The organism is Actinoplanes sp. NPDC026619 (genome assembly GCF_040638295.1).
Lineage (GTDB): Bacteria > Actinomycetota > Actinomycetes > Mycobacteriales > Micromonosporaceae > Actinoplanes.
In genome coordinates, this window is record NZ_JBEZYA010000015.1 from 183,373 (window position 1) to 204,672 (window position 21,300).

The following is a 21,300-nucleotide window of genomic DNA, read 5'->3' on the forward strand; positions in this document are numbered from 1 at the left end:
CTGCGCTTGACGACCCGCTGCGCCCGCCGACCCGCCGCGCTTGACGGGCGGGCTGCTCGTTACGCCGGGGCCAGCACGATCTCGGCGCGGGCGCGGCCCTCGCGCTCCGAGACGATCGCCAGCACGTCGCCGTCCGGGCCGAACACCGCGTAGGGGCCGTCGATGCCGACCGGGGTCAGCGGACCGCCGTGGCTCAGCACCCGCGCCTCCTCCGGGTCGGCCGTGCGCTGCGGGAACGCCTGGCGAGCCGCGTCGGCCATGGAGAGGCCAACCACGTCGGGCGCCTTGGCCTCCAGCTCCTCGAGGGTGTGCGCCTCGGCCAGGGTCAGCCCGCCGACGGCGGTGCGGCGCAGCGCGGTCAGATGCCCCCCGACCCCGAGCGTCGTGCCCAGGTCCCGGGCGATCGCCCGGATGTAGGTGCCGGACGAGCAGTCCACGTCGATGTCCACGTCGACCAGGTCACCGGCCCGCCGGATGTCGAGCACGTCCAGCCGCGAGACGGTCACGCGACGGGCCGGGATCTCGACGGCTTCCCCGTCGCGTACCCGCTTGTAGGCCCTCTCGCCGTTGATCTTGATAGCGCTCACCGCGCTCGGCACCTGATCGATCTCGCCCCGCTGGGCCGCCAGGCCCGCCTGGATGTCGGCATCGGCGACACCGGCCGCCGAAACGGTGGCCGTGACGTCGCCCTCCGCGTCGTCGGTGATCGTCGACTGCCCGAGCCGGATCGTCGCGGCATAGCTCTTGCCCGACCCGATCACATAGGTGAGCAGCCGGGTGGCCCGGTTGACCCCGATGATCAGCACCCCGGTGGCCATCGGGTCGAGCGTGCCGCCGTGCCCGACCCGGCGCGTCTTGGCCAGCCGCCGAATCCGCGCCACCACATCGTGCGAGGTCATCCCCGCCGGCTTGTCCACCACGATCAGCCCGTCCGCACTCACCCGACCACCTTAGGGCCGCCACCCCCCAACCCACGCATCGCCTCAGCACAACACCCACGCCGAGCGACACCCGCACCGCAGCCATGCCCCACCCCGGGGGCCCCACCCCACCCCAGGCGCGCCACCCCAGCCGTGCCCCCACCCCAGCCGTGCCCCCACCCCCAGCCGTGCCCCACCCCAGCCGTGCCCCACCCCAGCCGTGCCCCCACTCCAGGTGTGCCCCCACTCCAGGCGTCTCGCCCCAGGCGCGTCGTGCAAGCCCCCGGGCGACAGCTCAGCTCAGCGGGTGGCGCCGAGGACCGCCCAGCCGCCGGAGCGCCAGCGCCAGACCGTGGTCACGAAGCGGACCAGGATGAACAGGCCCAGGCCGGCCCACACGCCGCCGAGGCCGAGGTCGAGCCAGTAGGCCAGCCAGATCGCCGGGAGGAAGCCGAGCAGCGCCGACGCCAGCGTGAGATTTCGCAGGTAGCGGATGTCCCCGGCGCCGATCAGCACGCCGTCCAGGGCATAGACCACGCCGGCGAACGGCATCAGGCCGACGAACCACGGCCACACGATCGCTGCCTGCTCGTGCACGGTCTGGTCGGCGGTGAACCAGCCGGGCACCACCCCGGCCCCGGCCGCCGCCAGCACCGCGAACCCGACGCCGGCGATCCCGCCGGCGATCGTCACCCGGCGGGCGACGTCCCGGGCGCCGTCCGCGTCGCCGCCGCCCAGAGCCGCCCCGACCAGCGACTGCGCCGCGATCGCCACCGCGTCGAGGGCGAGTGCGCTGAAGAACCACAGCTGCAACGCGATCTGGTGCGCGCCGACCGCGGCCACTCCGAAGCGTGACGCCACCGCGGTCGCGGAGAGGAAGCATGCCTGGAACGCGGCCCCGCGGATCAGCAGATCCCGGCCGAGCGTCAGCTGCTGCACGATGATCTTCGGCCGGGGGCGGAGATCCCGGGTCTGCCGGACCAGCGCCACCAGGAAGCAGCCACCGGAAACACTCTGCGCGACCACATTCGCGACGGCCGACCCGGCCAGGCCCCAGCCGGCCGGATAGACCAGCAGCGGGCAGAGGATCGCGGAGAGCACGTTGGCGCCGAGCACGAAGAGCAACGGCCGCCGGGTGTCCTGCACGCCGCGCATCCAGCCGTTCCCGGCGGCGGCGAGGAGGAGGCCGGGCGCGCCGAGCGAGGCGATCCGCAGCCAGCCGGCCGCGGCATGCGCGGTATCCGGGTCACCGGCGAGAACGGAGGCGAGCGGTCCGGCGCCGACTTGGGCGAGAGCCATCAGGAGTACGCCGACCGCGAGCGCCAGCCAGGACGCCTGAACACCCTCGGCAACGGCCGCGCCCCGGTCGCCGGCGCCGAATCGGCGGGCCGCGCGGCCGGTGGTGCCATAGGCCATGAGGTTGCCGAACCACGCCGCCAGGGACATGACGGTCCCACTGACCGCGACGGCAGCGAGCGGCACCCGGCCGAGGTGCCCGACGACGGCCGTGTCGACGAGAACGTAGAGCGGCTCGGCCGCGAGCACCACCAACGCCGGCAGCGCAAGCTGCGCGATGCCGCGAGCCGAAGCAGGCGTCGCGTCGGCGGCAGGCGTCGGGTCGGCGGCAGACTCAGGTGGCTGAGGGGCAGGCCGGGCAGGCGGGCTCATGAACAACCATGATGCCCGCCCGAGCGTAATGAGTGCAATGCAGTTGAGTGCTTACCAACTACTGGCGCGTGTCCAGCGAGGTCTGCAGAGCGCGGCGCGCCTGCTCGCGGGCTTCGTCGGTGGGCTGGGGCTTCGGCTTAGCGGCCATGATCGTGGTTCCTCCACGGTGGGTGGGGCGCGGCTCGACAGCACGCGCCCGGAATGGTCGAGCGGAGCGTCACGTGGCCGGTCCGGGGTCGCCGGACGCTTGGCGCGAGATGACGCGACCCCCGTCGGTGGACGCGGGTGGCTCGAGGTCTTGCATCGACTGGTGGTGTCACGGCCGAGCAAAACCAAATCACCGTTAAGGACCAAACTATCGTTCAGGTCCGCAGATTGGTGGGCTGTTCCCGGTGTTTGGGACAAGCGACGTTGATCCGACAGCTCCCGAGGTCGCCCCACGTGCGAAAACAACCCGCGCGTCAGCACATCAAGGGAAGCCTCAAGAACGTGACAATAAGCAACCGCTCGCTTACTCAAGGTAAGCGAGCGGCTAGGGTCGAACTCTCAGATGAGGTTGGCGTCCAGGTGGGCCATCACCGTGGCGGCCACCTCCTGCGGGGTTCCATGGCCGGTGAAGCCCGCGGCCAGCCGGTGCCCGCCACCGCCCAGCGCCACCGCCACCCGGCTCACATCCACCGCGCCCTTGCTCCGCAGGGAAACCGACCAGTCGCCCTGCACGGTCTCCTTGATGACCACGGCGACGTCGGCCTCGGCGACGCTGCGGACCGGGTCGATCAGGGTGTCCAGAATGTACGGCCGCTGGTCGTGCCGGGCCAGGTCGGCCTGGGTGGCATAGGTCCAGACCATGCCCCGGCCGGCCGCCGCCGAGCGGTCCAGGGTCGCGCGTTCCAGCACCTCGCCGGCCAGCTTCATCGCGCCGAACGGGCGAGTGTCGAAGATCCGCCGGGAGATGTCACCGGGGCTGATACCGGTCGCGATCAGGCGCGCCGCCAGCTCGTGCACCTCAGGGGTGGTCATGTCGAACTTGAACGAACCGGTGTCGGTGGCCAGCGCCACGTAGAGGCACTCGGCCATCTCCCGGTCGAGCGGGATGCCCAGGCGGCCCAGGAGCGCGTCGACCACCACCGAGGTGGCCGCCGCCCGCGGCGCGACCAGGTTGACGTGGCCGAACCTCGTGTTCGAGGCGTGGTGGTCGAGCACGACCACGCAGGGCGCCGCCAGCAGCCGCACCAGGTCGCCCAGGCGGGACTCGGCCGCCACGTCGAACGTCATCACCAGGGCCGGGTCGTGGAATGCCTCCTGCTCGGGAACCAGCAGATCGGTGCCGGGCAGATCCTGGTACGGCGTGGGCAGCTCGAAATCGCCGGCGAACGTCGCTCGCAGGTTGGTTATCCCCTGCTTGCGCAGGGCCAGGGCGAAGCCCAGCATGCTGCCGAGCGCGTCCCCGTCCGGGTTCACGTGGCAGATCAGCTGGACCTCGTCACCGGCCGGACCGGGAGCCAGCCCGCGGACCGCCTCGGCGGCCGCGGACCACTCCGCTTCGGTCACTCCCCCGGGTGCTCCCGAGGTTGTGGTCACCCGAGGTCCTCGCGGGCGCCGACCCGTTCGGCGTCCTCGTCGTCCTCTTCCTCGGACTTGTACGGGTCGGGGTCGCCGGCGTACTGCTTGCCCGCCGACAGCCGCTGGACCTCCTCGTCGCGCAACTTGGCCTCGGCCAGCAGATCTTCCATCTCCTTGGCGTGGTCCATCACGTTGTCCTGCACGAACGCCAGGCTCGGCGAGTGCCGCAGGCCGAGCGCGTGCCCGACCCGGGTGCGCAGCATGCCCTTGGCGCTCTCCAGCGCGGCCTGCGTGCCCGCCTGCTCGGTCGGGTCGCCCAGAACCGTGTAGTAGACGGTGGCCTCGCGGAGGTCGCCGGTGATCCGGGCGTCCGTGATCGTCACCATGCCGAGCCGGGGGTCCTTGATCTCACGCACCAGCGACGCCACCAGTTCTTTGACGCGCTCCGCGTGCCGACGCGTCTTGGCCGGGTCCGACATATCGCCCACCTCCGACTGTAATTCCCGCGGGTATCTACCACTCCCGCCCAACTGCTGAAGCCTACCCACGTCACGTTGCGGCCGAACGTCCCGGCAAGCGTGCCCGGGATCAGTCCTCATCTCCGTAGAGACGGCGCTTCACCGACAGGAGCTCGAGCTCCGGGCGGCCGGCCATCTGATTCTCACAGGTGTCGATCACGGCGCGGGCCTGGGCCGGCTCGGCCGCCACCGCGGCCACGCCGATCTGGGCGCGGCCGTACAGATCGTGGAAGCCCACCTCGGCCACGCTCACCTCGAACTTCTTGAGCATCGCGATGATCGGGCGGACGTAGGAGCGTTTCTGCTTCAGCGTGCGCGAGTCGCCGGGCAGGATCAGGTCGAACACTGCGGTTTCGGTAAACATCAGCGAGCAGGTTAGACGTTTTCAGTTCGCTTTGCGCGCGATAATCACGTCGCGCTCGATGCCCTGGTCGACCCGGTGGTCGAACGGCTCGTGCGGGACCAGCTCGAGGCCGTTGGCGATCAGGATGTCCTCGGCCAGCTCGCGCTTGGCGACCTTGACGTTCCAGGACAGGCCCAGCGCGGCGCCCGGCCGCAGCAGCGGGAGCCAGTGCGGCACCGCCCGTTCGAGCAGGTCGAGCGGGCTGCGGGTGATGCCGCCCTGGTCGTCGTAGCTGCCGTGGGCCACGCCGTAGGGCAGGTCGGCCACCAGCAGATCGGCGACGCCGCCGCGCAGCAGCCCGTCCAACTGGGTGGTGTCGGCCTGGATCACCGTGATCTTCTGCACCGCGCCGGCCTTGTGGTCGTCCTTGCTGGCGGCCATCGTCACTTCGAGCCGCCGGGCGGCACGCCGCCCCTGGCGGCGCACCGGGACGAGATCCGCGGTGTGCTTCAAGCGCTTCCTTTTGAGGTACGTCTGCAGGAAGAGCTTGTACGCCTCGACATCCTTGCCGTCGATCTCCACCCCGATGCCGTCGTAGCCGTACATCACGGCCTGGTTGAGGGTGGTGCCCCGCCCGCACAGCGGGTCGAGCACGGTGAGCTGCCCGTCGAGCATCCGCTCGGCCGACGACGAGCCCAGGATCGTGAGGTTGAGGACGAGCTTGGTGAACTGCTCGTTGGTCTTGCCGGCGTACTTCGGGATCGTGATCAGGTCGCTGTCGTAGTGGGCCAGCGGCGTGAGCTCGAGCGGCCGCAGCAGGTCCTCGACCCGCTCGAAGAGGGCATAGGCCGACGACAGGTTCGACAGGTACGCGATGTCGCGTGGAGTCAGGTCGCCGGCGAAGGTCAGATACTCCACCCCGCCGAGCGACGACACCTCGATGTCCGAGAGATCGGAGGAGACCACCGGCCGGAAGGCGGCCAGTTCGGCGCGGGCGAGCCGCGAGGCCTGGTCGGCGTAGACACGATTGGCGGAGGGCGCGAGCAGCAGGGCGTACCGGGACATGGGTGCCATTTTGCAGGGAAGGCCCCCGGCGCCGGAGCGCCGGGGGCCTTCCTCTGACTCGAAGCCCTTACGCGCGGGGCTTTTCGCGCATCTCGAAGGTCTCGATGATGTCGCCGGTCTGCGGGCTGCCGAAACCGCTCAGCGTCAGACCACACTCGAAGCCCTCGCGGACCTCGGTGGCGTCGTCCTTGAAGCGGCGCAGCGAGCTGATCGTGACGTTGTCCGCCACCACGGTGCCGTCCCGCAGGATGCGGGCCTTGGCGTTGCGGCGGAGGAGACCGGTGCGGACCATACAGCCGGCGATGAGACCGATCTTGGACGAGCGGAAGACCTCGCGGATCTCCGCGGTGCCCAGCTCGACCTCCTCGTACTCCGGCTTGAGCAGGCCCTTGAGCGCGGCCTCGATCTCCTCGATGGCCTGGTAGATGACGCTGTAGTAGCGGATCTCCACGTTCGCCCGGTCGGCCATGTCCTTGACCTTGTTCGAGGCCCGGACGTTGAAGCCGATGATCGTCGCGGTCGAGTCCGACGAGGCCGACGCCAGGTTGACGTCGCTCTCGGTGATCGCACCGACACCGCGGTGGATGACCTTGAGCTGGATCTCGTCCGGAATCTCGATCTTGAACAGCGCGTCCTCGAGGGCCTCGACCGAACCGGACGAGTCGCCCTTGATGACCAGGGTGAGCGAGGTCTTCTCGCCCTCCTTGAGCTGCTCCATGAGCGTCTCGAGAGTTGCCCGGCTCCGCGAGTTGGCGAAGCTCGCCGCGCGGCGGCGTGCCTGCCGCTGCTCGGCAATCTGCCGCACGGTCCGGTCGTCCTCAGCCGCGAGGAACGTGTCGCCCGCGCCCGGCACCGAGGTCAGACCCAGCACCAGGACCGGACGAGCAGGCTCGGCCTCGGCCACGGTGTTGCCGTTCTCGTCGAGCATGGCGCGGACGCGACCGTGCGCGCCGCCCGCCACGATCGAGTCGCCGGCCCGCAGCGTGCCCTTCTGCACCAGCACCGTCGCCAGGGCGCCACGGCCCTTGTCGAGGTGCGACTCGACGACGACACCCTGGGCCGGCCCGTCGGTCGGAGCGGTCAGCTCCAGCGACGCGTCGGCGGTCAGGAGGACCGCCTCGAGCAGCTCGTCGATGCCGGTGCCCGGCTTGGCCGCCACGTTGACGAACATCGTGTCGCCGCCGTACTCCTCGGCGAGCAGGCCGTAGTCGGTCAACTGCTGACGCACCTTGTCCGGGTTGGCGTCGGGCTTGTCGACCTTGTTGACCGCGACCACGATCGGCACCTCAGCGGCCTTGGCGTGGTTCAACGCCTCCACCGTCTGGGGCATGACGCCGTCGTCCGCCGCGACCACCAGGATCACGATGTCGGTCACCTGGGCGCCACGAGCACGCATGGCGGTGAACGCCTCGTGACCCGGGGTGTCCAGGAACGTGATCGCCCGCTCTTGGCCCTGGTGCGGGACGACGACCTGGTAGGCGCCGATGTGCTGGGTGATGCCACCCGCCTCGCCGGCGACCACGTTGGTCTTGCGGATCGCGTCGAGCAGCTTCGTCTTACCGTGGTCGACGTGACCCATGACGGTCACCACCGGCGGCCGCGTGACCAGCCGGTCTTCGTCCACGGCAGCGTCGAGGTCGATGTTGAACTGCGCCAGCAGGGCGCGGTCCTCATCTTCCGGACTGACGATCTGCACGTCGAAGCCCAGGTGCTCGCCGAGCAGCAGCAACGTGTCGTCGGAACACGACTGCGTCGCCGTCACCATCTCGCCCAGGTTGAACATCTCCTGGACCAGCGAGCCGGGGTTCGCGTTGATCTTGTCGGCGAAGTCGGAGAGCGACGCGCCACGGGACAGCCTGATCTCCTGGCCGTTGCCGCGGGGCGCGCCCGAGCTCATGGCCGGAGCCGACAGGTTGTCGAACTCTTGACGACGCTGCTTCTTCGACTTGCGGCCACGTGTCGGCCGGCCACCCGGACGCCCGAAGGCACCCGCGGCACCGCCGCCACGACCACGACCGCCACCACCGGGACGACCCGGAGCGCCGGCACCGACCGGACCACCCGTGCCGCCACCGGGACCGCCGCGGTAGCCACCGCCACCGCCGCCACCGCCGCCGGGACCGCCACGGTAGCCACCGCCACCGGCGCCACCGCCACCACCGGGACGGAAACCGCCACCGGCGCCGCCGCCGCCACCACCGGGACGGAAACCGCCACCGCCACCGCCGGGACCGCCACGACCACCGCCGGGACCGCCACCAGGACGGCCTGCGCCGCCACCGGGGCCGGCCGGACGACCGGGACGCTGCGCAGGCATGGACGCGGGGCTGGGCCGCGGCGGCATGGACGCCGGGCTCGGCCGCGGCGGCATGCCGGGCTGGTTGGGACGCGGCATCGCACCCGGCGTGGGCCGAGCCGCTGCGCCGCCGGAGACACCGAACGGGTTGTTACCGGGACCACGCGCCGGCGGGCGCGCAGCGCCACCGGCAGGACCCGGACGCGGGCCACCGGGAGCGCCCGGGGCACCGGGCCGACCGGCGGCCGGCGAACCGGGACGCGGCGGAACCGCACCGGGGCCGGGACGAGGGCCGGCGCCGGGGCCGGTCGGACGGCTGTCCGCCGGCTGCTGGGCCCGACGCTCGGCGTCCCGGGTACGAGCAGCCTGCGCGGCCTTGACCGCGGCTTCCTGCTCGGCCTTGAGCGCCGAGGCGCGCGCCTCGGCGGCCGCCACCTCGATGTCGTGAGCACTCGCCGGCTTGGCAACCGGACCGGGCGTGGGGCCCGGGCGGCCGGCCGGCGGCTTGGGACGCACGAACGCACCCGGCGACGGGGCCGGGGAGGTCGGTGCGCTGGGAAGAAGGCTGGGCGCACTCGGTGCGCTGGGTGCCTCCGACGCGGGTGCGGCGGGGCGGCGCGGCGGCTGCGGCCGCACGCTGTTGGGCGGGCCCGGCCGAACGGCGGAGGGCGCGGAGGCGCCGGATGCGGACGGGGCGGACGCCGCCGGAGCGGAACCTGCCTCGAGGGCACCACGCAGCCGCCGGGCCACTGGGGCCTCGACCGTGCTTGAAGCGGATTTGACGAACTCGCCCATCTCTTTGAGCTTGGCGAGAACGGTCTTGCTGTCGACCCCGAGCTCCTTCGCGAGCTCGTGTACGCGGGCCTTACCTGGCACTGCACTCCTCACTTCGAGGTCGTGCGAGCGCACCCGCAACGACCTCACTCGTGCACTAGAAGCCTGTTCATTTCAGGGACTTCATCGTGTGCTCATCTGGGTCGTCCTACCTTGCTGGGTCGTGATCCGGCTGGGAGGCCGGATCATCGGTCGTTCCGCGCGGCATGGAGACCGAACGGATGTGCTCGGCAAGCGGACCGGTGTCAGCAACACCGGTGAATCGCAGCGCCCGCCCGAAGGCCCGGCGCCGCTCCGCTATCGCGAAGCAAGCCGGATCAGGATGCAGATGCGCTCCCCGACCCGGCAGTCGGCGGCTCGGATCAGGCTGAAAACGAGGATTAACCTCGTCATCGACCAGAACGAACCTAACTAACTGGGTGGCCGACGCACGTTCGCGGCACCCGACACAGGTGCGCGTCGGACCGGCCGTTGAAAAGTCTACCCCTCGCGGATGCCGCCCGCGTATCCGGTCAGCTTCCCGCCTCGGCCGCATCACGATCCGCACTCGCCGGGCGTTCAGCCGGCTCGTTGTCCGGGCGGATGTCGATCCGCCAGCCGGTCAGGCGCGCCGCCAGCCGGGCATTCTGCCCCTCCCGTCCGATCGCCAGCGACAACTGGAAGTCGGGGACGGTCACCCGGGCGGTGCGGGTAGCGGCGTCGACCACCTCCACACGCAGGGCTTTCGCGGGTGAAAGGGCGTTGCCGACGAACTGGGCCGGGTCCTCCGACCAGTCGATGATGTCGATCTTCTCGCCGTGCAGCTCGCTCATCACGGCCCGCACGCGCTGGCCCATCGGGCCGATGCAGGCGCCCTTCGCGTTGACGCCCTGCACGGTCGAGTGCACCGCGATCTTGGTGCGGTGACCTGCCTCACGCGCGATCGCGGCGATCTCGACGGTGCCGTCGGCGATCTCCGGGACCTCAAGCGCGAACAGCTTCTTGACCAGGGCCGGGTGCGAGCGGGACAGGGTGACCTGCGGGCCGCGGAAGCCCTTGGCCACGTGCACCACGATCGCCCGGATGCGCGTCCCGTGGTTGTACGACTCGCCGGGGACCTGCTCGGACTGCGGGAGGACCGCCTCGATCTTGCCGAGGTCGACCGTCACGATGCCCTTCTCGGCCCGCGCGGCGTCGGCCTGCACGATGCCGGTGATCAGGTCACCGTCACGCCCGGCGTACTCGCCGAAGTGCTGCTCGTCGGTCGCCTCCCGGAGGCGCTGCAGGATCACCTGCTTGGCGGTCATGGCGGCGATGCGGCCGAAGTCGTGCGGGGTGTCGTCCCACTCCCGCACCACGGTGCCGTCCGCGTCGGTCTCCTGCGCGAGCACCGAGGCAACGCCGGACTTGCGGTCGATCTCCACCCGGGCGTGACTCTCCGCGCCCTCGGTGTGCCGGTAGGCGGTCAGCAGCGCGGTCTCAATGGCCGCGAGGATCGTGTCGAACGGGATCTCCCGCTCGCGCTCCAGCGCGCGCAGCGCCGTGAGGTCGATGTTCACTCCCCGCCCTCCCCATCCTCTTCGTCGTCGTCTTCATCGCCGAAATCGGCCTCGTCGAGTCGCTTGAACTCGATCTGCACACGCCCGGCGCCGAGCTCGGCAAAAGTCAGTGACCGGGTCACGCCGTCGACGTCCAGGACGACGCCCGCGTCGTCCACCTCGACCACCCGGCCGGTCAGTCCGTTGACCGCGACCAGCCGGCCACGGTTGCGCCGCCAGTGCCGCGGCAGGGTCAGCGGCCGGTCCACCCCCGGGGAACCGACCTCCAACTGGTATTCCCCGGCCAGCAGCTCGCTGCCGGATTCCTCGGCCGCGTCGAGCGCCGCCGAGATCTCCCGCGAGACGACGGCCACGTCGTCCAGGTTGATGCCTCGGTCGGTGTCCACCAGGACCCGCACCACGTGCCGCTTGCCGGCCCGGGACACGCTCACGTCCTCGAGGAAATAACCGGCTTTTTCCACCACCGGCTCGATCACCGCGTGCACCCGGGCCTTCGCGGCCACGAGATCGATGCGCGGAGCCGCGGGGGGTCGCTGCTCCGCCTCGTCACGGGTCCGGCGGGCGCCGGGACGGCTGCCAGGCCGGGCGCCGGCGCGACCACGCTGCGTCATCGGGCTCGACCTTTCACTAGTTTTCGGAGGAAAGCACTCTCGGCCGCCGGGCGCTGAGCCCCGCGGCTGATGCAGAGCGTAACGCGCGGGGCGATAGAGGCGTCCCCCGGCGCACCGATTCGGCACGATCCCCGGGCCATCGGGCGAATCCGATGGTGTTGACTTGCGCGGTGCGAAAGAGCGATACCGGACACACCCGGCGACGGGTGCTGGGGGCCGGTCTGAGCCTCACCGTCCTGGGCGGGTGCGGGCTTCTCGACCACTACGACGACGGGCCGCCGCCCGCGCCCGACCCGCTGCAGCCCCTGGCCGACGAGGCGCTCGCGCTGGCCGCCGCCTACGACCGGGCGGCCGTGAGCCTGCCCGCTCTCGCCGCCCGGATCACCCCGCTGGCCGAGGACCACCGGGCACACGCCGCCGAGCTGGCCCGCGTCATCGGCCGCACCCCGGTCGCCTCCGCATCGGCCGCGGCCGCGCCGAGCGCGCCGGCCACCGACCCGGCCGCGGCCCTCGCCGGTCTGCGGGCCGCGGAACAGACCGCGATGAAGAGCGCGGTGACGGCCTGCGCGACGACGACCGAGCTGCGGGCCGGTCTGGTCGGTTCGATCGCCGCCTGCCGGGCCACCCACGTCGAGGCGCTGCGGTGAACGCGCAGCTCGCGGGCGCGCTGAGCGCCGAGGAGGCGGCCATCTACGCGTACGGCGTGATCGGCGTGAAGCTGGCGGTCAAGGCCGAGGTGACCGAGGCCCGCGCGGCCGAGCTGGAGCATCGGGAACGACGGGACTGGCTGGTCAGCAAGATCGCCGAGGGGAACGCGAGCACCGGCCCGGCGCCGGCCGGCTACGAGCTGCCCTTCCCGGTGACCGACCGGGCCAAGGCGCTGGAGCTCGCCATCCGCATCGAGGACGGGGTGGCCCAGTCCTGGCGACCGGTGCTCGGCGCGACCAGGGATGCCGACCGGACGACCGCGCTGGCCGCGATGACCGACGCGGCCGTGCGCGCCTGCCGCTGGCGTCGACTGGCCGCGGTCACCCCGCTGACCATGGCGTTCCCCGGCCAAGCCACGTAATTTTGTCCGTTTCCGTGCTCCGCGTCGGTCACCTTCCGTAGAAACGGGGATAGCCGAGAATGACGGGGTGCTCGAGGAGATCGACGTCACCACGCCGCGGGGGCGGCTGGCCATGCGTCTGCATGACGTCATCGAACGACGATGGTCGGCCGAGGTTCAGGCGATCGGGTTACACGGCTCGCTCGCCCATGGCGACGACCGCGAGGGCAGCGACGTCAACCTGCTGATCGTGACCTACCGCGCGGGGGCCGGCCCGAAACCGGCGCTGCGCCGGGTCGACGGCACACTGGTCGACCTCGAGGTGATCGCCGGCGACGACGGGTTGCGCCGGGCCCGGGAGCTGACCTCGCGCTGGCCGCTGGACGCCGATCGCTATCTGACCACCCGGCCGCTGCACGACCCGCGCGGCTGGTTCGGCCGGTTGCGCGACACCCACCTGGCCCGGCTGGCCGAGGCGCGGCCGCCCGAGTTCAGCACGCTGGCCCGGCACAACTGGTCGCTCGCCGCGGCCGCGCACGGCCGGGCGGTCCGGCTGGCCGAGTGGTACGACACCGATTCCGCCCTGGTGCTGATCGCCGAGGCCCGGCTGCACGCGGCGCTGGTGACCGGCCTGCTGACCCGCACCTATTTCCGCAACGCGGCCGACGCGGTGAAACGCACCGGGGTGGCCGGCGCCGACATGCAGGAGCTGGGCGCCGTGCTCAAGGGGCACGCCGAGGAGCTGGCCGCCCGGGGCCGCCCGGTGGACGGAGATCTCGCCGCGCTTTTCGAGTGACCGCAGCGTGACCGGCGAAGCCCAGCGCAAGCACGACGCACGCGGGAGGCGTGGGCGGCCCACGCTGGGCGGGTGGGGTGAGACCGCGTACTCAAGAAATGCCGACGCCGATCAACGCACCGATGGCATAGGTGATCGCGGCCGCGAGGCCGCCCAGCGCAAGCTGGCGCAGGCCGCTGGACCACCACGGTTTGGCCGTGAAGCCGGCCACGACGGCGCCGGCGGCGAAGAGACCGAGCCCGCCCACCCCGAGCGCGAGCCACAGACTGTCGCTCCCGAAAAGGTAGGTGAGTAGGGGAAACAGGGCGCCGATCGAGAAGCAGACGAACGACGAGGACGCCGCGATCCACGGACTCGGCAGCTCGTCGGGAACGACCCCCAGCTCCTCCTGAGCGTGCACCCGTAACGCCTGCTCCGGGTTGTCGCGCAGGATCGCGGCCACCTGTTCGGCCAGCTCGACCGGGAGGCCCCGGGCGGTCCACGCGGCGGCCAGCTCGGCCGCCTCGCCGTCCGGGTTGACCTCGAGCTCGTGCCGTTCCTTGGCCAGCTCCGCGCTGACCTGGTCGTTCTGCGTGCGGACGCTGGTGTATTCGCCCAGGCCCATCGAGATCGCGCCGGCCACCAGGCCGGCCACCCCGGTCAGGATCAGGGTGTGGTGGCCGGCCCCGCCGCCGCCCACCCCGGCGATCAGCGCGATGTTGGTGACCAGGCCATCCATCGCGCCGAACGTCGCCGCCCGCAGCCAGCCGCCGGAGACATCAGCGTGGTGATGCTCGGCGACCGGCGTCGCGGTCACGGAAGGGTGAGGATCTCGACGCCGTCCTCGGTCACCACCAGGGTGTGCTCGAACTGGGCGGTCCACTTGCGGTCTTTCGTGACGACGGTCCAGCCGTCGGCCCACATGTCGTACTCGTGGGTGCCCAGGGTGATCATCGGCTCGATGGTGAAGGTCATGCCCGGTTCCATCACCGTGTCGAGGCGCGGGTTGTCGTAGTGCGGGATGTACAGCCCCGAGTGGAAGGTCTCGTGGATGCCGTGGCCGGTGAAGTCGCGGACCACGCCGTAGCCGAACCGGCGCGCGTAGGCCTCGATGACCCGGCCGATCGCGTTGATCGGGCGGCCGGGGGCGACCGCGCGGATGCCCCGCATCATCGCCTCGTGGGTGCGCTCGACCAGCAGGCGCGCCTCTTCGCTGACCTCGCCCACGCAGAACGTGGCGTCGGTGTCGCCGTGCACGCCGTTGATGAAGGCGGTGACGTCGACGTTGATGATGTCGCCGTCCTCGAGCACGGTCGAGTCGGGGATGCCGTGGCAGATCACCTCGTTGAGGGACGTGCACGACGATTTCGGGAAACCCTTGTAACCCAGCGTCGACGGGTAGGCCCCGTTGTCGCAGATGAACTCGTGCACCACCCGGTCGATCTCGTCGGTGGTGACGCCGGGCTTGCAGTGCTCGCCGGCGAGCTGGGTGGCCTGCGCCGCTATCCGCCCGGCGATCCGCATCTTCTCGATGGTCTCGGCGGTCTGCACGTGGGAACCGCGCCACTCTTTCGGGCGTTTCTTGCCCACGTACTCAGGACGGACAATCTGCGCCGGGACCGCCCGCCAGGGCGATTGCTTTCCCGGCGCCACGGGGGCGCGCACGGTCATACGTCCAGCCTATCGTCGGATGCCTCGCCGCCGGCCGCACCATAACGGCTCGGCTGAACCTCTTCGGCCGGTTCTTGCTGCCCTTCCACGGCTGTGAAATCGTATGTTCGTGGATCAAGAGGGTCCGGACCCGAACTTCTCGGCCACCGTCGCGATGGCCGACGGCCGGGCCGTGGTGACCGTGACCGGCGAGGTCGACATGCTGACCGCCGACACGATGGTGCGCGCCGCGACGACGGACGGCGCCTCCGCCGCGACCCTCGACCTGCGCGAGGTCACGTTCTTCGACTCGGCCGCCATCCACGCCGTGATGCGGCTCGCCGAGCGTTACGGCAGCGAGCTGACCGTGCTGCCGTCGTCCCAGGTGCGCCGGGTGCTGGAGATCTCCGGGCTGGCCGGCCAGCCCTGGCTCAGCGAGAACTGAGCTCAGCGGGTAAGGGGTCGGCGCAGCGTCACCGACGTGCCACCGTCGCTGCGGGCCACCGACAGCTCGGTCAGGGCGCCGATCAGGGCCAGACCTCGGCCGCGGAAGCCGCCCGACGAGCTCGGCCGCCAGCGCCCGGAATCGTGCACGCTGACCACCACCGCGTGGTCGTCGATCGCCGCCTCGATGGTGATCTGCGGTTCGGCCGGGTCGATCGGGTGCTCGATCGCGTTGGCCGCGGCCTCGGAGACCGCCACGGTGAGGTCGAACACGTCGGCCTCGGGCACCCCGTGCCCGGTGAGGAAATCGTCCAGGCGACGGCGCAGCACGCTGAGCCGGTTCGGGTCGGCCGGCAGCCGCAGCACGAACTCGCGCGGCTCGGTGGCCTGCAACGCGAGCAGCGCGATGTCGTCGCGCCGGGGGCGCCGGGCGGCCTTGGCCAGCAGCGCGTCGAGCAGTTCCTCGACGTGATCGGCCGGTTTCGCGGCGTCCTCGACCAGCTGCTCGAGGCCGGTGTCGATGCCGATCCGGCGGTCCTCGACCAGGCCGTCGGTGTAGAGCAGCAACCGGCTGCCCGGAGCCAGGGTGGCCTCGACGGTCGGATAGTCGGCCACGGCCAGCGCGCCGATCGGCGGGCCGAGGGCGCTGCGGTAGAGGAACTCGCCCGGTCCGCCGGGGCGGACCAGGATCGGCGGCGGATGGCCGGCCGACGAGTAGTGCAACTGACCGGTCGCCGGGTCGAAACGCACGCAGACGACCGTGGCGAACTGGCGCCGGCCCAGGTTCTCGACCAGCCGGTTCAGCCGGGTGAGCGCCTCCCCGCAGTCGAAGCCCTCGAGGATGTACGCCCGCAGCGCGTTGCGCAGCTGCCCCATCCCGGCGGCGGCCTGCACGCCCTTGCCGACCACGTCGCCGATCACCAGGAACAGCTGGTCGTCGGGGGTGGCGATCACGTCGTACCAGTCGCCGCCGACCTCGGCCTCGCTGCTGCCCGGCAGGTAGCGGCTGGCCACGATGGCGCCGGGCACCCGGGGCAGCGACGGCGGCAGCAGACTGTGCTGCAGGGTGCTGGCGATGCGGTGCTCGGCCTCGTAGAGACGGGCGTTCTCGAGCCGCAGCCCGATCAACCGGGCGAGCTGGGTGAGCACCTCCGGTTCGGGCGGACCGTCCGAACCGGACCACACGCGCAGCTCGCCGACCGTGGCGCCGGCCGTGTCCGGCAGCGCCATCCGCACGTCCGGCCGGGCCAGCGGGTCGCCGCCACCGTCCACCTCGGTCCGCGCGCCGGTCGCGGTGACCACCACCCGCCCGGCGCCGGTCATCGACTGGACGTGCCGGGCGGCCACGTCGAGCACCTCGGCGGTGGTGCGCACGGTGCCGACCGCGGCGGCCACGTCGACCAGGGCCCGCAGCCGGGCGCTGAGGGTGCGGGTGCGGCGCTCGCCGAGCACCCGGGCGGTGGTGTCGGTGACGATGCAGAAGATCCCGGTGACCACGCCGGCGGCCGAGCGGATCGGGTCGTAGGAGACGTCGAAGTACGTCTCCTCGAGAAACCCGTGCCGCTCCAGCCAGAACGGGTGGTCCGGGGCGAAGAACGCGGTGTCCCGCGCCCGCACCCCGTCGAACAGCTCCTGCAGCACCGTCCACGTCTCGGTCCACATCTCGCGGCCCGGCCGGCCCAGGTTGCCGGGATGCTTGCGGCCCAGGGCCGGGATGTAGGCGTCGTTGTACAGCGCGCAATACTCCGGGCCGAAGAAGATGACGATCTGCGCCCGCGAGGCGAGCATCGTGGCGACGGCCGAGACGAGCTCGTCGGGCCAGCTCTCCGGCGGCCCGAGCGGACTGGCCGACCAGTCCAGCTCACGCATCCGCCGGCCCATTTCCGCACCACGCTCAAACGCGACAAGCAAGCGGGGAGGAAGGTCGTTTGCGGGGGCGCTTCCGGGTTCAGCGCCCATGAATCCTCCCGCAGATCGGTCTACGGCCACGCCGGACCGCTCGGTTCTGCACCGTAACACCACACCCAACGGCAAAGATCTTTCACGTACGGGGCGGCGCCGTTCCCAACCGCAGCAATGGCCGAACCCGCCCCAGCGGCCGGCTGAGTGCGTGGTGCGGCCGTCGCGGGCGACCGGGCCGGATGTCGGACCGGCCTGACGGCCGCTCTGCTCAGGCCGCGTACGCGGGGCGGCCCAGGCCGGAGCGGGCGGCGGCCGCGTCCGCGAGAGCGGCGAAGACGCGCAGGTCGGCGGTGCGCTCGGGGTGCCACTGGACGCCGAGGGCGAAGGTGTGGTTCGGGCTCTCGATGATCTCCACGACCCGGTCGTCGGGGCACCAGCCGACCGCGCTGAACTTGCCCGGGTCGTCGACCGCCTGGTGATGGAACGAGTTCACGACGAGGTGACGGCCGAGCAGTTCGCCGGCCCGCGACCCCGGCTCGACCACCACGTCGTGCCGCCCGTAGGCGGACGCGTCGGCGGCGAGCGGGTCGGTGCCTGCGGCGGCCCGATGCCGGTCGTGCCCGATCAGGTCGGGCAGGTGCTGGTGCAGGGTGCCCCCGCCGGCCACGGCCATCACCTGCATGCCGCGGCACACGCCGAGAGTCGGGAGATCGCGGTCGAGCGCGGCCCGCATCAGGATCAGCTCGGAGGCGTCACGAGCCGCGTCGGTGTCGGTCGCCGGGTGCCGCTCGGCCCCGTAGAGCGCCGGGTCGACGTCACCGCCGCCGGAGAAGACGATCCCGTCCAGCGACTCGAGCACGTCGATGTCCGGATCATCCGGCGTGATCAGCACCGCTCTGCCCCCGGTGGCGTGCACGGCCCGCACGTACGTCATCGGGAGCATCCCCGCCAGCACGTCGTTCTGGCCGTAGTGAACCTGCTGGGCGTAAGCGGTCATGCCGATCAGGGGCCTGCGCATTGGGGTGGGTACCTCCTCGACTCGATTCTTCGGCGGGGTTGTCGCCTTCCTTAGCCGGCCGCCTCCACGAGGGCGCCGAACAGGCGCCGGTCACGGATGACTTCCGGGTGCCACTGGACGCCGAGCACGAACCGCCGGTCCGGGTCTTCCACGGCTTCGGCGAGGCCGTCCTCGGTGCGGCCGGTGATGGTCAGCGTGCCGGGGTCGGCGACACCCTGGTGGTGGTAGCAGTGGATGCCGGCGTCGTCGCCCATCAGCTTGGCGATCATGCTGCCGCCCTCGAAGCGAGCCTCGTGCTCGCCGTAGACGCCGGGGGCCGGCCGGTGCAGTTCGTGCCCGAGCACGTCGGGCAGGTGCTGGTGCAGGGTGCCGCCGGCCGCGACGACCAGCACCTGCATGCCCCGGCAGACGCCCAGGACCGGCAGGTCGCGTGCGAGCGCGGCCTCGGCCAGCAGGAACTCGCCGGCGTCGCGCTCCGAGCGGGACTCGGTGAGCGGCTGCGGCCGCGCGCCGTAGCGGTGCGGCTCGACGTCGGGGCCGCCGGCCAGCAGCAGGCCGTCGAGCACGCGTAACACGTCGGCGTCGCGATCGTCGGGCGGGATGAGCACCGCCCGGCCTCCGGCCTGCTCGACCGCGGCGACGTAGTCGTTCGGGATCAGCGCCGTGGTCAAGTCATGCCAAACACCCCACGTGGCAGGCACCACGTACGAGGTGATGCCGATGATCGGGCGCATCGCTCCACCGTAGTCAGATCGTGTTTCGAATGGGGAATCTTTGTCCCCCGAGAGGTGGGGTGCGCGGCGTCGCCTCGAGAGGGAGGCGACGCCGCGCCCGGGTCCTTCTGTCCCACCTACACAGGGATCCGAGCCTGCGCCGGCGGGGATTCGACCCCTGCGCCCGAACGTGGTTCATCGGGCGTATTTGAGATCGTTCCCCGGGCAACAGTGAGCCGAAACATCACAGGGGAGTTACATATGCACCGGTGATGCCGCCGTCGACCACAAACTGCGAGGCGGTCATGAACGAGGCGTCGTCGCTGGCGAGGAACGCGACGGCCGCCGCGATCTCGGCCGGCTCGGCGAACCGGCCCATCGGCACGTGCACCAGCCGCCGCGCGGCCCGCTCCGGATCCTTCGCGAAAAGGTCCATGAGCAGCGGCGTTGCCACCGGGCCGGGGCACAGCGCGTTGATCCGGATGCCCTCGCGGGCGAACTGCACGCCCAGCTCGCGGGTCATCGCCAGCACGCCGCCCTTGCTCGCGGTGTAGGCGATCTGCGAAGTGGCGGCGCCGAGCAGGGCCACGAACGACGCGGTGTTGATGATCGATCCCTTGCCCTGTCGCTGCATGTGCGGAATCGCGTATTTGCAGCAGAAGAACACACTCGTCGTGTTGACCTTCAGAACGCGTTCCCAGGCGTCGAGCCCGGTGACCAGGATCGAGTCGTCGTCGGGCGGCGAGATGCCGGCGTTGTTGAAGGCGATGTCGACCCGGCCGTGCCGCTCGGCCACCCCGTCGAAGAGCGCCTTGACCTGCTCCTCGTCGGAGACGTCGGCCGCCACGAACTCGCCGCCGACCTCGTCCGCGATCGCTTTGCCCGACTCCTCGGAGATGTCCACCGCGATGACGCGAGCCCCCTCGGCGGCGAACCGCCGGGCGGTGGCCAGACCGATTCCGCTGCCGGCGCCGGTGATCACGGCGACCCGGTCCTGCAAACGCTCCACTTAATCTCCCATCGCAAGGAACACGTTCTTCACGTCGGTGAAGCCGAGCAGCGCGTCGGGGCCGAGCTCGCGGCCGAGACCGGACTGCTTCATGCCACCGAACGGAGTCCAATAGCGCACCGACGAGTGGCTGTTGACGCTGAGCGCGCCGGTCTCCACCGCCCGCGAGACGCGCAGCGCCCGGCCGAGGTCGCGGGTCCAGAGCGAGCCGGACAGGCCGTACTCGGTGTCGTTGGCGAGCCGGACCGCGTCGTCCTCGTCCTTGAAGGGAAGCACCGACAGCACCGGCCCGAAGACCTCCTCGCGCCAGTGCCGGTCGTCGGGGCCGTGAGCCAGCAGGACGGTCGGCGGGAACCACCAGCCGTCACCCTCCGGCGCATTTCCCACGAATCCGACCTCGGCGCCGTCCACGTAGGACGCCACGGTGCTCCGGTGGGCCGCGGAGATCAACGGACCCATCTCGGCCGCGGCGTCGGACGGCTCGAGCACGCGGAAGGCCTTCACCGCCGGTTCGAGCAGGCCCAGGAACTTGTCGTAGACCGACTCCTGCACGAGCAACCGGGACCGGGCGCAGCAGTCCTGACCCGCATTGTCGAAGACACTGGCGGGCGCGGACGCCGCCGCCTTCGCCAAGTCGGCGTCGGCGAAGACGATGTTGGCGCTCTTGCCGCCGAGCTCGAGTGTCACCCGCTTCACCTGGTCGGCACAGCCCGCCATGATCGACTTACCGACGTCGGTGGAGCCGGTGAAGCACACCTTGCGGACCGCCGGATGGGTGACGAACCGCTGGCCGACCACCGAGCCCTTGCCCGGCACGACCTGGAACACGCCGGCCGGGAGGCCCGCCTCCAGCGCCAGCTCGCCGAGCCGGATCGCGGTGAGCGGGGTGAGCTCGGCCGGCTTGAGCACGACCGTGTTGCCGGCCGCGAGAGCCGGGGCGAACCCCCAGCCGGCGATCGGCATCGGGAAGTTCCACGGCACGATGATCCCGACCACGCCGAGCGGCTCGTGGAACGTGACGTCGAGGCCGCCGGCCACCGGGATCTGCTTGCCGATCAGCCGCTCGGGCGCCCCGGCGTAGTAGTCGAGGACGTCCCGGACGTTGCCGGCCTCCCAGCGGGCGTTGCCGATGGTGTGCCCGGAGTTACGCACCTCGAGCGCCGCGAGCTCCTCGAGGTGCTCGTCGACCACCGCCGCGAAGCGGCGCAGCAGCCGCGCCCGGTCACCCGGAGCGACCGCGCGCCAGCTCGGGAACGCCTTCGCAGCGCGCTCGATGGCCGCGTCCGTCTCCGCCACGCCGAGCGAAGGGACGCTGGTCAATACCTGTCCGGTGGACGGGTTGATCACGTCAGTTGTCACGCATACCTCCTGCCGCGATCCTTACA

21 protein-coding genes are annotated in these 21,300 nt (G+C 71.4%); 4 read left to right on the forward strand and 17 right to left on the reverse strand.

Going from position 1 to position 21,300, the window contains the following annotated elements; all coding sequences use genetic code 11:
• Window positions 1–59: 59 nt before the first annotated feature.
• The 10 genes from truB to rimP all read right to left on the reverse strand — a co-directional run bounded on the left by truB (window position 60) and on the right by rimP (window position 11,356).
• Window positions 60–941, reverse strand: a complete 882-nt coding sequence (truB, locus tag AB0E90_RS30020) for a tRNA pseudouridine(55) synthase TruB (RefSeq protein WP_360413079.1) — start codon at window positions 939–941, stop codon at window positions 60–62.
• Between the two features lie 279 nt (window positions 942–1,220).
• Window positions 1,221–2,588, reverse strand: a complete 1,368-nt coding sequence (locus AB0E90_RS30025) for an MATE family efflux transporter (protein WP_360413082.1) — start codon at window positions 2,586–2,588, stop codon at window positions 1,221–1,223.
• Window positions 2,589–3,134: 546 nt separating this feature from the next.
• Window positions 3,135–4,169 (reverse strand): bifunctional oligoribonuclease/PAP phosphatase NrnA, encoded by a 1,035-nt coding sequence (locus AB0E90_RS30030; RefSeq protein WP_360413085.1) that lies wholly within the window; start codon window positions 4,167–4,169, stop codon window positions 3,135–3,137.
• Entirely contained in the window at window positions 4,166–4,630 is a 465-nt protein-coding gene (gene rbfA / locus AB0E90_RS30035; protein WP_360413088.1) for a 30S ribosome-binding factor RbfA, read from the reverse strand. The genes AB0E90_RS30030 and rbfA overlap by 4 nt, the downstream gene beginning before the upstream one ends.
• Window positions 4,631–4,739: 109 nt before the next feature.
• Window positions 4,740–5,033: a DUF503 domain-containing protein gene (locus AB0E90_RS30040; protein ID WP_360413091.1), complete on the reverse strand. Its 294-nt coding sequence runs from the start codon at window positions 5,031–5,033 to the stop codon at window positions 4,740–4,742.
• Window positions 5,034–5,054: 21 nt separating this feature from the next.
• Entirely contained in the window at window positions 5,055–6,077 is a 1,023-nt protein-coding gene (locus tag AB0E90_RS30045) for an SAM-dependent methyltransferase (RefSeq protein WP_360413094.1), read from the reverse strand.
• Window positions 6,078–6,144: 67 nt separating this feature from the next.
• Window positions 6,145–9,249 (reverse strand): translation initiation factor IF-2, encoded by a 3,105-nt coding sequence (gene infB / locus AB0E90_RS30050; RefSeq protein ID WP_360413097.1) that lies wholly within the window; start codon window positions 9,247–9,249, stop codon window positions 6,145–6,147.
• 106 nt (window positions 9,250–9,355) lie between these two features.
• On the reverse strand, window positions 9,356–9,742 hold the full coding sequence (locus AB0E90_RS30055; RefSeq protein ID WP_360413379.1) for a YlxR family protein: 387 nt from the start codon (window positions 9,740–9,742) through the stop codon (window positions 9,356–9,358).
• The gene (gene nusA / locus AB0E90_RS30060; protein WP_360413100.1) at window positions 9,720–10,745 is read right to left on the reverse strand and encodes a transcription termination factor NusA; all 1,026 of its coding nucleotides are present in this window, start codon (window positions 10,743–10,745) and stop codon (window positions 9,720–9,722) included. Before nusA ends, AB0E90_RS30055 begins: the two co-directional genes overlap by 23 nt.
• Entirely contained in the window at window positions 10,742–11,356 is a 615-nt protein-coding gene (rimP, locus tag AB0E90_RS30065; protein ID WP_360413102.1) for a ribosome maturation factor RimP, read from the reverse strand. The genes nusA and rimP overlap by 4 nt, the downstream gene beginning before the upstream one ends.
• Before the next feature lie 152 nt (window positions 11,357–11,508).
• Between rimP and AB0E90_RS30070 the strand changes: the two genes are divergently transcribed.
• From AB0E90_RS30070 to AB0E90_RS30080, 3 genes are all read left to right on the forward strand, one after another.
• A complete protein-coding gene (locus AB0E90_RS30070) occupies window positions 11,509–12,003 on the forward strand; it encodes a hypothetical protein (RefSeq protein WP_360413104.1) in 495 nt (164 codons plus the stop codon).
• The gene (locus tag AB0E90_RS30075; RefSeq protein WP_360413107.1) at window positions 12,000–12,425 is read left to right on the forward strand and encodes a ferritin-like domain-containing protein; all 426 of its coding nucleotides are present in this window, start codon (window positions 12,000–12,002) and stop codon (window positions 12,423–12,425) included. Before AB0E90_RS30070 ends, AB0E90_RS30075 begins: the two co-directional genes overlap by 4 nt.
• 67 nt (window positions 12,426–12,492) lie before the next feature.
• Window positions 12,493–13,200: a nucleotidyltransferase domain-containing protein gene (locus tag AB0E90_RS30080; protein WP_360413110.1), complete on the forward strand. Its 708-nt coding sequence runs from the start codon at window positions 12,493–12,495 to the stop codon at window positions 13,198–13,200.
• 91 nt (window positions 13,201–13,291) lie between these two features.
• Here the strand turns inward: AB0E90_RS30080 and AB0E90_RS30085 are convergent, their stop codons facing one another.
• Window positions 13,292–13,996: a VIT1/CCC1 transporter family protein gene (locus AB0E90_RS30085; protein ID WP_360413113.1), complete on the reverse strand. Its 705-nt coding sequence runs from the start codon at window positions 13,994–13,996 to the stop codon at window positions 13,292–13,294.
• Window positions 13,993–14,850: a type I methionyl aminopeptidase gene (gene map / locus AB0E90_RS30090; RefSeq protein ID WP_360413116.1), complete on the reverse strand. Its 858-nt coding sequence runs from the start codon at window positions 14,848–14,850 to the stop codon at window positions 13,993–13,995. The genes AB0E90_RS30085 and map overlap by 4 nt, the downstream gene beginning before the upstream one ends.
• Window positions 14,851–14,953: 103 nt before the next feature.
• Between map and AB0E90_RS30095 the strand changes: the two genes are divergently transcribed.
• Window positions 14,954–15,274: an STAS domain-containing protein gene (locus AB0E90_RS30095; protein WP_360413119.1), complete on the forward strand. Its 321-nt coding sequence runs from the start codon at window positions 14,954–14,956 to the stop codon at window positions 15,272–15,274.
• A 2-nt stretch (window positions 15,275–15,276) separates the two neighbouring features.
• Here AB0E90_RS30095 and AB0E90_RS30100 read toward each other — a convergent pair whose 3' ends face one another.
• From AB0E90_RS30100 to AB0E90_RS30120, 5 genes are all read right to left on the reverse strand, one after another.
• Window positions 15,277–17,154, reverse strand: coding sequence for a SpoIIE family protein phosphatase (locus AB0E90_RS30100; protein ID WP_360413122.1), 1,878 nt, complete (start codon window positions 17,152–17,154; stop codon window positions 15,277–15,279).
• Between the two features lie 289 nt (window positions 17,155–17,443).
• Window positions 17,444–18,193: a gamma-glutamyl-gamma-aminobutyrate hydrolase family protein gene (locus AB0E90_RS30105; RefSeq protein WP_360413125.1), complete on the reverse strand. Its 750-nt coding sequence runs from the start codon at window positions 18,191–18,193 to the stop codon at window positions 17,444–17,446.
• 50 nt (window positions 18,194–18,243) lie between these two features.
• A complete protein-coding gene (locus tag AB0E90_RS30110; RefSeq protein ID WP_360413128.1) occupies window positions 18,244–18,927 on the reverse strand; it encodes a gamma-glutamyl-gamma-aminobutyrate hydrolase family protein in 684 nt (227 codons plus the stop codon).
• 223 nt (window positions 18,928–19,150) lie between these two features.
• Complete coding sequence (locus AB0E90_RS30115; protein ID WP_360413131.1) at window positions 19,151–19,915, reverse strand: 3-oxoacyl-ACP reductase; 765 nt, start codon at window positions 19,913–19,915, stop codon at window positions 19,151–19,153.
• Complete coding sequence (locus tag AB0E90_RS30120) at window positions 19,916–21,274, reverse strand: aldehyde dehydrogenase family protein (RefSeq protein ID WP_360413134.1); 1,359 nt, start codon at window positions 21,272–21,274, stop codon at window positions 19,916–19,918.
• Between the last annotated feature and the right edge of the window lie 26 nt (window positions 21,275–21,300).